The organism is Cryptosporangium arvum DSM 44712, from assembly GCF_000585375.1.
Classification (GTDB): domain Bacteria; phylum Actinomycetota; class Actinomycetes; order Mycobacteriales; family Cryptosporangiaceae; genus Cryptosporangium; species Cryptosporangium arvum.
The window spans coordinates 3,496,446-3,510,943 of sequence record NZ_KK073874.1 but is presented as its reverse complement, the minus strand read 5'-3'; the positions used below and the strand labels follow the sequence as shown (position 1 = coordinate 3,510,943).

General features: G+C 74.9%; 1 protein-coding gene (only partly in view). It reads right to left on the bottom strand.

Features of this window, described 5'->3' with window-relative positions; translation table 11 throughout:
* Nucleotides 1–6: 6 nt before the first annotated feature.
* Nucleotides 7–14,498, bottom strand: partial view of a type I polyketide synthase gene (locus tag CRYAR_RS49605; protein ID WP_035851732.1) — the 3' portion only. Its footprint extends 13,009 nt past the window's final position; 14,492 of the gene's 27,501 nt are visible here — the last part of the coding sequence; its start codon lies off the right edge, out of view — the gene reads right to left on this strand; it ends in the stop codon at nucleotides 7–9.

The window sequence follows — 14,498 nt, the reverse complement described above, 5'->3', positions numbered from 1 at the left end:
CATCACTCACGCGTGGTCGGGTCGGCCGTTGAGCGCCGTGTTCACGAGCGCGTCCACGTCCATCTCGTCGATGAAGGCGTCGTCCGCGTCGTCGGCGGCGGACGCGGTGTCGGTATCGGTGAGACCGACGACGCGCAGCAGCGGCTGCAGGACGCCCATCTCGCGCAGCTGGGCGAGCGAGAGCGAGGCCAGGGCGGCCCGGATCGCGGCTTCGTCCGCCGCCCCCTCGGGCAACAGCTCGCCGAGGACGTGGTCGGCGAGGCCGGCCGGGGTCGGGTAGTCGAACACCAATGTCGACGCCATCCGCAGCCCGGTCGCGGCGTTGAGCTGGTTGCGCAGCTCGACCGCGCCGAGCGAGTCGACGCCGAGGTCGCGGAACGGACGCTCGGGCCCGACCTCGTCGATGCCGGCGTAGCCGAGCACGTCCGCGGTCCGCTGCCGGACGAGCTCCACGACGACCTCTCGCCGCCGGTCCGCCGGTTCGGCCAGCAACGACTCGCGCAGGCCAGGTCCCGCGGCCGCCCCGGTGCGGTCGTCGCCGGTCAGCTCGCGGATCAGCGCGTTCGGTCGCCCGCCGCCGAAGCCCTGGACGAACCGGGTCGGTGCGACGTCCGCCACGACCGCGGTCGGTGCGGACTCCGCGACCAGTTGCAGCAGCGCGTCGCAGGCCAGGTCGGGGTCCATGGCTCCGACGCCGACCCGGCGGGCGGCGCCGGCGGCGCGGTCACCGTCGGCCATGCCGCCCCCGCCGCCCCAGGCACCCCAGGCGATCGACGTCGCGGGCAGCCCGTCGGCGGCCCGCCGCTCGGCGAGGGCGTCGAGCACCGCGTTGGCGGCCGCGTAGTTGCCCTGCCCGGGGTTGCCGACCGCGGACGCCGCCGAGGAGAACAGCACGAACGCCGACAGGTCCCGGTCGCGGGTGAGCTCGTCGAGGTGCACGGCCCCGGCCACCTTGGAGCGGTAGACGGTGGCGAACCGATCGGGCGTGAGCCGACCGATGACCCCGTCGTCGAGGATGCCCGCGGTGTGCACGACGCCGGTCAGCGGCCGGTCGGCCGGGATCGTGTCGAGCAGCGCACGCACCGCGTCGCGGTCGGCCACGTCAGCGGCGGCGATCGTCACCCCGACGCCGAGCGCGGCCAGGTCGGCGCGCAGCTCGGCGGCGCCCGGCGCGTCCGCTCCCCGCCGACTGACGAGCAGCAGGTGCTCGACGCCGGACCGGGCGAGCCGCCGGGCCACGTGCCCGCCGAGCGCGCCGGTACCGCCGGTGACGAGCACGGTGCCACGCGGTTCCCAGCGGCGGGCCGGGTCCGGTGCGGGGGCCGGAACGAGCCGCCGGCCGTACGTCGCGGAGGCGCGGACCGCGACCTGGTTCTCCCCGCCGCGGCCGGTGAGGGCCGCGGCGAAGGCGGCGGCGCTGCGTTCGTCGAGGCGGTCGGGCAGGTCGATCACGCCGCCCCAGCGGTCGGGGTGTTCGAGCGCGGCGACCCGGCCGAGGCCCCAGACCGCCGCCTGGTCGGGCCGGCGGACCGGGTCGGTGCGCCCGACCGACACCGCGCCGCGCGTCACGCACCACAACGGCGCGGCCAGGCCGGCGTCGTCCAGGCTCTGCAGCAGTGTCGCGGTGCGCGGGAGCCCCGGCGGGGTGCTCCCGTCGGCGCCCGGCTCGGTCAAAGCCAGCAGCGAGACGACGCCGGAGACCGCACCGACTGACCGGAGCCGGTCGGCGAGCACGTCGCGGGGCTCGTCACCGACGTCGAGCCGCACGGTCGCGGTGGGCAGGGCGGCCAGGACGTCGGCGTGGTCGGAGCCGGTCGGCACGACCACGAGCCAGGTGCCGTCGGGCGCGGCCGACGCACCGGCGGAGAGCGGCGCCCAGGTGATGCGGTGCCGCCAGCCGTCCACGACGGACTGGTCCTGTCGTTCCCGGCGCCAGCGCAGCATCGCGGGCAGGACGTGCGCGAGCGCGTCGCTCTCCACGGCGAGCGTCGAGCCGAGCGTGTCGAGGTCCTCTCCCGCGACGGCAGCCCAGAACTCGTCGTCCGCGGCCGTCGTGGACGGCGCAGCCGCCGGGCGGGCTCCCGGCCAGAACCGATCGTGCTGGAACGGGTAGGTGGGCAGGTCGACCCAGGGACGGTCGGCCGTGCCGAAGAACGCGGGCCAGTCGATGGTGACGCCGTGGACGTGCAGCCGGGTCACGGCGGTCACCAGCGTGTCGACCTCGTCGCGGTTCCGGCGCTGGGCGGGGACGAACACGCGGTCCGCACCTTCGGCGCTGTGCTGGGCGAGCTCGGTGAGCACGGCGTCCGGCCCGATTTCGACGTAAGTCCGCACGCCGGCGGCGTCGAGGGCGGCGATCCCGTCGGCGAACCGGACGGTCTCCCGGACGTGGCGGACCCAGTAGCCGGGGGTGGACAGTTCGTCGGGCGCCGCGACGCGGCCGGTCACGTTCGACACGACCGGGATCCGGGCGCGGTGGTAGGTCACGCTGCGGGCGACCGCCGTGAACTCGTCGAGCATCGGCTCCATCAGCGGCGAGTGGAACGCGTGGCTCACCGCGAGCCGGGTGACCTTGCGTCCGCGGGCGGCGAACAGCGCGGCGAGGTCCGACACCGCGGGTTCGGCGCCGGAGAGCACCAGCGCGCCGGGTGCGTTGACGGCCGCGAGCGACACGTCGGGCGTGAGGTCGCCGTTGATCTCGTCGGCGCTCGCCTGCACCGCGACCATCGCGCCACCGGCCGGTAGCGCCTCCATCAGCCGGGCGCGGGCGGTCACCAGGCGGCAGGCGTCCGGGAGGGTCAGCACGCCGGCGACGTGCGCGGCGGTGAGCTCCCCGATCGAGTGACCGGCGAGATGATCGGGCCGCACGCCCCAGGACTCGACGAGCCGGAACAGCGCGACCTCGAACGCGAACAGGGCCGGCTGGGTCCACCCGGTCCGGTGCAGCCGGTCCTCGTCGGCGAACACGTCCCGGTCCAGGCCGAGCTCGGCCAGCACGCCGTCGAGCGCGTCGGCGAACACCGGGAACCGGGCGGCCAGATCGCGGCCCATGCCGGGACGCTGCGAGCCCTGCCCGGAGAACAGGAACGCGATCTTGCCGCGGCCGACCGTCCCGCCGGTGATGACGTGCGGGGCGGACGCCCCGGTGGCGAGCGCGTCGAGCCCGGCGCGGGCGGCGTCGGGGTCGTCGGCCAGGACCGCGGCGCGGTACTCGAACGCCGACCGGGTGGTCGCCGCCGAGTAGGCGACGTCGTCCAGGCGGGTGCCCGGCCGGTCGAGGCGGGCCCGCACGCGCCGGGCCTGGGCGCGCAGTGCCGGTTCGGTGCGCGCCGACACCAGCAGCGGCAGCCGCCCGAGCTCCGCAACGTGGCCGGGTGCCGCCACGGGCGGTGGCTCCTCGAGGATCGCGTGAGCGTTCGTGCCGCTGGCGCCGAACGACGAGACGCCGGCGCGGCGCGGGCGCCCGGTCGCCGGCCAGGCGGTCGGCTCGCGCAGCAGCGCGACGCTCCCGGCGGACCAGTCCACGTGGGACGTCGGCTCGTCGGTGTGCAGTGTTTTGGGCAGCAGGCCGTGGTGGAGCGCCAGCACCATCTTGATGACGCCGGCGACGCCGGAGGCCGCCTGGGTATGCCCGATGTTCGACTTGACCGCGCCGAGCAGCAGTGGCCGCTCGCGGTCCTGGCCGTAGGTGGCCAGCAGCGCCTGCGCCTCGATCGGGTCGCCGAGCCGGGTGCCGGTGCCATGGGCCTCGACCACGTCGACGTCCTGCGGGGTGAGCCCGGCGCCGGCCAGCGCGCGCCGGATCACCCGCTGCTGGGCGGGGCCACTGGGCGCGGTGAGGCCGTTGGAGGCGCCGTCCTGATTGATCGCGCTGCCCCGCAGGACGGCCAGCACGTGGTGGCCGTTGCGGCGCGCGTCACCGAGCCGTTCGACGACGAGCATGCCCGCGCCTTCGGCCCAGCCGGTGCCGTCAGCGCTCTCCGCGAACGCTTTGCAGCGCCCGTCGGGCGAGAGCGCACCCTGCACGCTGAACTCGATGAACCCGGACGGGGTCGCCATCACGGTGACGCCACCGGCGATCGCGAGCGAGCACTCGCCGGCTCGGAGCGCGGACGCGGCGAGGTGCAGCGCGACCAGCGACGACGAGCACGCCGTGTCGACCGAGACCGCCGGGCCCTGCAGGCCGAACGTGTACGACAGGCGGCCGGAGAGCAGGCTCGCCGACTGGGCGGTCTCCCACTGGCCGACCTCCTCGACCGGTGGCCGGTAGTCGCCGCTGCCGCCGCCGACGAACACCCCGGTGTCCGTGCCGCGCAGCGTCGACGGGTCGATGCCGGAGCGCTCCAGGGCCTCCCACGCGGTCTCCAGCACCAGGCGTTGCTGGGGATCCATGACCAGCGCCTCGCGCGGGGAGATGCCGAAGAATCCCGGGTCGAACTCGGCCGCTTCCTCGAGGAAACCGCCCTGCCCGGTGGCGCTGGCACCGCCGGCGATGAGCGCGTCGAGGTCCCAGCCGCGGTCGGCGGGCATCGGCCCGACCGCGTCGGCTTCGGCGACGAGCAGAGCCCACAGGTCTTCCGGCGAGCGGACGCCGCCGGGATAGCGGCAGCTCATGCCGACGATCACGATCGGGTCGTCGTCGGCAGGGCTGACGTGGGCGGGGGCGGTTGTGGCGGCGGGCGCGCCGAGGATCTCGGCGGCGAGGTGTGCGGTGACGTCGGCCGGGGTGGGATGGTCGAAGACCAGCGTGGCGGGGAGCCGCAGGCCGGTGGCGGTGGCCAGGGCCGCGCGCAGGTCCACCGCCATGAGCGAGTCGAAGCCCAGGTCACGGAAGGGTGTGTGCGGGTCGACCGCGTGGGCGTCGGCGTGGCCGAGGACGGTGGCGACGGTGGTGCGCACCAGCGCGGCGAGATGGTCGGCGCGCTCGGCCTCGGTGAGCGCCAGCAGGTGCGGCGGGAGCTCGGGCACCGGTGGCCGGGCGGCGCGCGCTTCCGGGACGCCGTCGAGCAGCGGCGCGGGCCGGTGCTCGGTGAACGCCGGTGCGAACAGGTCCCAGCGCACGTCGGCGACGGTGAGGCTCGGCTCGCCGTGGTGCGGGGCGGCCGCGCGCAGCAGCGCGGTGAGGGCGGCGTCGGTGTCCAGTGGTGGCAGGCCGACGGTGCGGAGGTGCCGGGCGAGGCGCTCGTCGGTGACGTCGGTCCAGGCGTTCCAGGCGACGATGACGGTGTCGGGGCGGGTGCGGGCGTAGGCGTCGAGGTAGGCGCCAATCGCCGCCTCCGTGCCCCGGCCCTGGCGTCCCCAGGTCGCGGCGACGGAACTGAAGACGACGAGCGGCCGGTCGCCGAGCATCGCGCCGAGCCGCTCGACCCCCGCCACCGCGGCAGCAACGGTCTCCGGCACCGATGGGGCTGTTCCCCCGGGGGCCGCTCCGGCCGGGGCCGCTTCGGCCGGGGCTGCGGCAGCGGCTGGGGCGGGTGGGGCGTCGGCGAAGAACGCCGCATCGAGTTCGTGGCCGATCAAGGCGGCTTCCAGCGCCGCGAGGCCGGCCGGGTCGGTGGGGTCGCACGGCACGATCCGCACGTCGACGCCGGTCAGCGCGGACAGGTCCGGCGTCGGCGTGCCGGGCCAATCGGTGAGGACGAGACGCTCGGCGCCCTGCTCGGCGAGCCGCCGCGCGACCAGCTGACCCGTCGGGCCGGTGCCGCCGACGACGAGCACGGTCCCGTGTGGCGTCCAGCCGTCGGCCGGCGGAGTGGCGTGGACCAGGCGTCGGGCGTGCACGCCGGTGGCCCGGACGGCTAGTTGGTCCTCGTCACCGTGGTCGGCGAGCGTCCGCGCGAACCGCTCGGTGATTTCCGGCCCGAGTTCGGCCGGCAGGTCGATCAGGCCACCCCAGCGCCGCGGGTGCTCGATCGCCGCGACGCGGCCCTCGCCCCACACGGCGGCCTGGCCGGCGTGCGGCCCGGGGTCGTCCGCGGTGACCGCGACCGCGCCGCGGGTGACGCACCACAGCGGGGCGTCGATGCCAGCGGCGGCCAGCCGGTCGAGCGTCGCCGACGGCCACGCCGCCGCGTCCGGCAGCACACCGGCCGCCGCGGGCAGCAGCGACACCACGGCGGTCAGCCCCGCCGGCACGTCGACGTCCGCCGGGTCAGCAGCGCAGATCGCGCCCGTCCCCAGCGCGCCGACAACCGCACTCACCCACGGATCGTCCGCAGCACCCTCCGGCACCAACACCAACACCGCCCCGGAGGCCGCTGCCGCTCCGACCGCGGACACAGAGGCCGACGCCGCCCCACCCGCGGGTACGGAGTCCGCTCCACCGGCGGGTACGGGTGACCACGCCTCTCGGTAGAACCAGCCATCTACGGCGGAGCGTTCGAGGCGGCGGCGGCGCCAGGACGTGAGTTTGGGGACGATCGCGGCGACAGTGCCGGTGTCCAGGTCGAGAGCGGCGGCGAGGCTCTCCGGGTCCTCTTCCTCCAGGGCCGTCCACAGCGCGGCGTCGGCCGGGTCGGCCGGCAGGTCCCACGGCATCGCAACCGCGCCGTCCGGCCAGAAACGCCTGCGCTGGAACGCGTACGTGGGCAGGTCGACGCGCCAGCCGGCACCGGCAAGGTGCGCCCGCCAATCCACCGGGAGCCCCCGCACGTGCAACCGCGCCAGGGCCGTGGTCAGCGTCGTGTCCTCGTCGTGGTCGCGGCGTAGCAGCGGAACAGTGAGCGCGGACGGCACCTGCTCACGCACCAGCGCCGAGAGCACGGCACCCGGCCCGACCTCGACAAAAGCCCCGCAGTCGCGCAGCACGTCGACCGCGTCGCCGAACCGGACCGTGCGACGCACCTGCCCGACCCAGTACTCCGGCGTGCTGACGTCACCGGCGGCGACGACGGGCAGGCGCGGCGCGTGGTACGTGAGGCCCTCGGCGACCGACCGGAACGACGTCAGCATCGGTTCCATCAGCGGCGAGTGGAACGCATGGCTCACCCGCAGCCGGGAGGTCCGGCGGCCACCGGCCGCGAGCCGGTCCGCGAGGTCGAGGACCTCGGCCTCGTCACCAGCGATGACCACCGACCCGGGCCCGTTGACGGCGGCGAGCGAGACACCGCCGGTCAGTAGCGGCACGACGTCGTCCTCGGACGCCTCGACCGCGACCATCGCCCCGCCCGGCGGCAGCGCCTGCATGAGGCCGGCCCGGGCCGCAACGAGCGCGCACGCGTCGGCGAGCGACAGCACCCCGGCGACGTGGGCGGCCGCGACCTCGCCGATCGAGTGACCGGCGAGGTGCGTGGGGGTGACACCGAACGTGTCGAGGAGCCGGAACAGCGCCACTTCGACGGCGAACAGCGCCGGCTGCGTGTACCCGGTGCGGTCGAGCAGGCCGGGCTCGGCACCGGCGAACATCACGTCACGCAACGGCCGGTCGAGGTGCGGGTCGAAGTGCGCGAACACCTCGTCGAGTGCGTCGGCGAACGCGGGGTACCGCTCGTAGAGCCCGCGGCCCATGTCCAGGTGCTGGGCCCCCTGGCCGGGGAACAGGAACGCGACCGGGCCGACCACATCAGCGGTGCCGCGGGCGAGTTCGCGGGGCGTCTCCCCCGGCAGCAGCACCGCCCGGTGACTGAACACCGCCCGGGTGGTAAGTGTGTGCGCGACAGCCGCGGGATCCGCATCCGACACCGCGACCAGGTTGTCGATCTGGGCCTGCAAAGCCTCCGGTGTCTTCCCCGACACGATCCACGGCGTAAGGCCCGTTCCCGGCGGGGCCGCGGCAAAAGCAGGCGGCTGCTCCAGGATCACGTGCGCGTTCGTCCCACTGATCCCGAACGCCGACACCCCGGCCCGCCACGGCCGATCCACCACCGGCCACTCACCCGGCTCGGCCAACACCGACACCGCACCCGAAGCCCAATCCACATGCCCGGACACAGACTCCACGTGCAACGTCCGCGGCAAACTCCGATGCCGGAACGCACCGATCATCTTGATGATCCCCGCCACCCCGGCCGCCGCCTGGGTGTGCCCGATGTTCGACTTCACCGACCCGATCAGCAGCGGAAACTCCCGCCCCTGCCCGTAGGTCGACAACAACGCCTGCGCCTCGATCGGATCACCCAACGCCGTACCCGTGCCGTGCGCCTCCACCACATCAACATCCGCCGGAGACAGCCCCGCCGACGCCAACGCCGACCGGATCACCCGCTGTTGCGACGGGCCGTTCGGGGCGGTGAGGCCGTTCGACGCTCCGTCCTGATTCACCGCCGAGCCCCGCACCACCGCGAGAATCCGGTCACCCCGGGCTTCGGCGTCCGACAGACGCCGCAACACCAACACCCCGGCGCCCTCGCCCCACACCGTGCCGTCGGCGTCGTCCGAGAACGCCTTCACCCGACCGTCCGGGGCCAGGCCGTTCTGCGTCCCGAACTCGATGAACGAACCCGGCCCCGACATCACCGACACCCCACCGGCGACCGCAAGGTCACACTCACCGGACCGCAACGCCTGCGCGGCCAAATGCAGAGCCACCAGCGACGCCGAACACGCCGTGTCGACGGTCAGCGCCGGGCCCTGCAGACCCAGCACGTACGACACCCGGCCGGACAGGACGCTCGCGCTGTTACCGGTGGCGACGTAACCCTGCACCTCGGCGGCCCGCCGGAGCACCGCCGCGTAGTCCTGGCCGTTCGTACCGACGAACACACCGGTCGGCGAACCCGGCAACGACGTCGGATCGATCCCCGCGTCCTCCAACGCCTGCCACACCGTCTCCAGCAGCACCCGCTGCTGCGGATCCATCGCCAGCGCCTCACGCGGCGCGATCCCGAAGAACGCCGCGTCGAAGTCGGCGACGCCGTCGAGGAAACCGCCCCGCAGCCCGGGCAGGTCCCAGCCGCGGTCGGCGGGCGGTGCACCGATCGTGTCGACGCCGTCGGCGACGACCCGCCAGAGCCCTTCGGCGTCGGTGACCCCGCCCGGGTACCGGCAGCCGACGCCGACGATGACCACGGTGTCGTCGGTGGTCACCGGTGCGGCCCGCACCACGTCGGCCGCTGCCGGTTCCGGGTGTACTTCGCGGATCAGGTGTTCGGCCAGGGCCTCGGGCGTGGGGTAGTCGAACACGAGCGACGCGGGCAGCCGCAGCCCGGTCGCCGCAGCCATCGCGTTACGCAGCTCCAGTGCGGTCAGCGAGTCGAAACCGAGGTCGCGGAACGCGCGGCCGGCGTCGATCTCGTCCGGCCCGTCGTGGCCGAGTACCCGCGCGACGAGCGTGCGCACCAGCTCCAGCGCGGTGTCCGGCCCGAACGCCGGGACCCGCGCCGCACGGCTGTCCGTGCCGGGCGCGGCCGCCGTCCCGGGAAGCTCGGAGAGCAGCGGGGCGCCGGGCGCGAACAGGGTCCAGTCGACGTCGGCGACCGTGACGGTCGCGTCACCGGCGTCGACCGCCGCACCCAGCGCGGTCAGCGCCAGGTCGGGTGCCATCGGCGCCAGCCCGCCCCGGCGGACGCGCTGCTCGACCGTTCCGCCGTCGGCGGCCATCCCGACCGACGCCCACGGGCCCCACGCGATCGCGGTGCCCACGCCGGTGCGGGCCCGCCGCGCGGCCGCCCACGCGTCCAGCGCGGCGTTCGCGGCGGCGTAGTTCGCCTGCCCCGCCGAACCGAACACCCCGGCGATCGACGTGAACACCACGAACGCGCGCAGTCCGGATACGGCGGTCACCTCGTCGAGGACGCGGGCGCCCTCGACCTTCACGGACCACACCTCGTCCAGCGCGTCGGGGGTCAGTCCGTCCAGCACTCCGTCACGCAACACTCCGGCGGCGTGCACGACGCCGGTCAACGGCACCGGCAACCCCGCCACCGCCGACGCCATCGCGGCCCGGTCGGTCACGTCGGCCGCCACCACCCGCACGCCGACGCCGAGGGGCTCGAGCTCCGCGGCCAGCTCGGCCGCGCCCGGCGCCTCGGGCCCGCGGCGGGACACCAGCACGAGATACGACACGCCCCGCCCCGCGAGCCACCGCGCGACCCGCGCACCGAGACCACCCGTGCCGCCGGTGACCAGCACCGCACCCGACCAGCCCACCGGCTCGTCGCGTCCGGCCGCCGCGTGCACCAACCGGCGCACGTACACCCCGGACGCGCGCACCGCGTACTGGTCCTCGCCGGGAACCGGTCCGGCGAACACACCCGCCAGCCGCCGCACCACACCCGGGTCCGGATCCGCCGGCAGGTCGACCACGCCACCCCAGCGGTCCGGGTGCTCCAGCGCCACGACCCGGCCCAGCCCGAGCAGGGCGGCCTGGGACGGATCCGCGGCGCCATCGGCACGCCCCACCGACACGCCGCCCCGCGTCACCAGCCACAGGCGAGCGTCGACCCCGGCGTCGCCCAAGGCCTGTACGGCGGTGACCGCCGACGCGAGCCCGAGCAGCGACAGCACCCCGGCGAACGGGCCGTTCTCCGCGCGCAGCCGGTCCGCGACTGCCGAGCGGTCGCCGTCGACGTCCACCACCACGGCGTCGGCCAGGTCGCCGACCCAGTCCGGTGCGGCGATGCCCGGCGGGACGAGGACGAGCCATCGCCCGCGCGGCCCGGCCGTACGCGGCGCGGACGGCAGCGGTCGCCACACCTCCCGGTACCGCCAGCCGTCGGCAGCCCGGCGGGTGGAGTCCTCGGCTCGCCAGGCGTCGAGGCCGTCGAGCACGGTGTGCACCGCGCCCGGGTCGACGCCGAGCCGCTCCGCGAGGGTTCCCGGTGGTGCCGCCCGTACCGCCGACCACCAGCGGTCGACGCCGACCGGCTCGTCCACCGGCGCGACCGGGGTGACGGCCGGCCAGTAACGGCGGCGCTGGAACGAATAGGTGGGCAGGTCGACGCGGCGGGTCGCCAGGCCGGTGAACGCCGCGGTCCAGTCCACGTCGACGCCCTCGGTGTGCAGCCGCCCGAGCGCGGTGAGGAAGTACGCGGCTTCGGGCCGGTCCCGCCGCTGCACCGCGACGCCGTCCTCGACCAGCGCGGTCAGCGCCGTGTCCGGCCCCAGTTCCAGGATCGTGTCGACGCCCAGCGAGCGCAGCGTCGCGACCGCGTCCCCGAAGCGCACGGGCTCGCGCACCTGCTGAACCCAGTATTCGACGCCATCGAGCGCGGCCACCTCGCCGGTCACCGTCGACACCACCGGCAGGCGGGCGCCCTCGAACCGCACGTCCCGCAGCGCGGCGGCGAACGGCGCGAGCATCGGCTCCATCAGCGGCGAGTGGAACGCGTGCGACACGCTCAGCCGCGTGCACTTGAAGTCCAGGCGCTCCATCGCGCGATCCACGGCCTCGGCGGTGCCCGAGAGCACCACCGCGTGCGGCCCGTTCACGGCCGCGAGCGCGAGGTCCTCTCCCAACACATCAAGAAGGTCAGATTCCGACGCGTTCACAGCGACCATCGCCCCACCGGGCGGGAGAGCATCCATCGACGAAGCCCGCGCCGACACCAGCGCACACGCATCCGCCAGCGACAACACACCCGCCACGTGAGCAGCGGTCACCTCACCGATCGAATGCCCCGCCACCGCCGCCGGACGCACCCCGAACGACTCGACCAGCCGCCACAGCGCCACCTCGACCGCGAACAACGCCGGCTGAGCCCAGCCCGTACGGGCCAGGGCCTCGGCGTCCGCGCCCCACATCACCGACCGCACGTCCGCGTCAAATCCGGCGAGAACCTCATCCAACGCCGACGCGAACACCGGGAACCGCTCGTACAACTCCCGGCCCATGCCCAGCCGCTGCGACCCCTGCCCCGAGAACACGACCCCGACCGTCCGGTCACCGGCCACCCGCGACGTGACATCCGTCAGCCCCGCGACCGCCGAACCGGCGTCTGCGGACACGACCACCGCCCGGTGCTCGAACACCGACCGCGCACCGGCCAGGCCGGCGGCCACGTCGGTCAGCGCCGCACCGCCCTCCAGCAGCGCGGAGACCGCAACGGCCTGGTCCCGCAACGCCGCCTCGGAGCGCGCCGACAGCCGCAGCGGCACAACCGTGTCCGCCGACGGCGCCGCAACCGGCGCTGGGTCCGAAACCGGTCCTGCTGCCGGTGCCTGTTCGAGGATCGTGTGCGCGTTCGTGCCGCTGATCCCGAACGACGAGACGGCCGCCCGGCGCGGGCGGTCCACGTCCGGCCACCGCTCCGGTTCGCTCAGCAGCCGGATCGCCCCCGACGACCAGTCGACGTAGGACGACGGCGTGTCGGCGTGCAGCGTCCGGGGCAGCTCACCGCGGTTGAGCGCCATCACCATCTTGATGACGCTGGCCGCACCGGAGGCCATCTGCGTGTGGCCGATGTTCGACTTGATCGAGCCCAGCAGCAGCGGCGTGCCCCGGTCCCGGCCGTACGTGGCGAGCAGCGCCTGCGCCTCGATCGGGTCACCGAGCGCGGTACCGGTGCCGTGGCCCTCCACCGCGTCCACGTCGCCCGGGGCCAGTCCAGCGCCGGCCAGCGCGGCGCGGATCACCCGCTGCTGCGACGGCCCGTTGGGGGCGGTCAGGCCGTTGGAGGCGCCGTCCTGGTTGACCGCGCTCCCGCGCACCACCGCGAGGATCGGATGGCCGAGCCGCCGGGCGTCGGAAAGCCTCTCCAAGAGCAGCAACCCGACGCCCTCGGCGAGCGTCATCCCGTCGGCGTCGTCCGAATAGGCCTTGCACCGGCCGTCGGCGGCGAGCGCACGCTGCCGGCTGAACCCGACGAACGCCGCCGGTGTCGCCATCACGCTGACGCCACCGGCGAGCGCGAGGCTGCTCTCCCCGGTGCGCAGCGACTGCCCGGCCAGGTGCAGCGCGACGAGCGACGACGAGCACGCCGTGTCGAGCGTGACCGCCGGGCCCTCCAGCCCGAACGTGTAGGCGATCCGGCCGGAGAGCACGCTGGAGAGCGTGCCGGTGACCATGTGCCCCTCGGAGCTCTCGGCCGCGTTGGGCACCCCGGCCGTGTAGTCCTGATAGCTGGCGCCGATGAACGTGCCGGTCCGGCTGCCGCGCAGCGTGTGCGGGTCGATGCCGGCGCGTTCCATCGCCTCCCACGCGGTCTCCAGCAGCAGGCGCTGCTGCGGGTCCATCGAGAGAGCCTCGCGCGGGGAGATGCCGAAGAACCCGCTGTCGAACTCGGCGACGTCGTGCAGGAAGCCGCCCTGCACCGAGTACGAGCGGCCGGTGTGGTCGGGGTCGGGGTCGAACAGCGCGTCGGCGTCCCAGCCGCGATCTACGGGGAACGCGGAGATCGCGTCGGTGCCCTCCGACACCAGCCGCCAGAGGTCCTCCGGTGAGTGGACACCGCCCGGGTAACGGCAGCTCATGCCGATGATGACGATCGGGTCGTCGGCTACCTCGGCGCTGACCGGTGTGTCCTCGGTGAGCCCCGGTTCCTCCGCGTCCAGCAGCTCGGCGCGCAGCTGCGCGGCGAGCGCGCGTGGGTTGGGGTAGTCGAACACCAGCGTCGCGGGCAGCCGGAGCCCGGTGGCCGCAGCGAGCCGGTTACGCAGCTCCACGGCGGTGATCGACTCGAACCCGGCATCGCGGAACGCCCGCCGCTCGGCGAGCGCGTCCGGCGAACCGTGCCCCAGCACGGCCGCGGCCTCGGCCCGCACCAGCTCGGTCAGCAACCGCTCCTGCTCGACGTCCGCGAGCCCGGTCAGCCGCGCGGCGAACCGCTGGGCACCGGCCGTCGCCTTCGCCCGGTTGGCCGCTTCGACCTCCGGCACCTCGTCGAAGAGCCGGGTGGGCCGCCCGGAGGTGAAGACCGGGTGATAATACTCCCAGTCGACGCCGGCCACGACCAGCGACGTCTCGTCGTCGTCGAGCACCCGGGCGAGGCCGGACAGGGCCAGCTCCGGATCCATGAACTCCAGGCCCGAGCGGCGGATCTGCTCGGGGTCGATCCGGCCGAGCTTCGCGTCGTCGGCCCAGATGCCCCAGTGCACGGCGGTCGCGGGCAGCCCGCGGCGACGCCGGTCGGCGGCGAGCGCGCCGAGATGCGCGTTGGCGGCGACGTAGGCCGCGTGCTTCCCGCTGCCCCACATCCCGGCGGTGGAGGCGTAGAGGACAAACGCGTCCAGGTCCGCGTCGTCGAACAGCTCGTCGAGCACCTGCGCACCGGCGACCTTGGCGCCGACGACGGTGGCGAACGACGCCAGGTCGAGCTCGTCGAGGTCCTGCAGCTCGATGACGGCGGCGGTGTGGAAGACCGAGCGCACGACCCGGCCGTCGCCGGCCAGGCGGGCCAGCAGCGCGGCCATCGCGTCCCGGTCGGTGACGTCGGCGGCGACCAGTTCGACGGTGGCGCGCTCGGACAGCCCGGCGACGAGGTCCGCCGCGCCCGGTGCGTCCGGGCCGCGACGGCTGAGCAGCACCAGGTCATCAGCGCCCTGCTCGACCAGCCAGCGGGTCAGGTGCGGCGCGATCGTGCCGGTGGCCCCGGTGACGAGCACGGTCCCGCGCGGACGCCAGC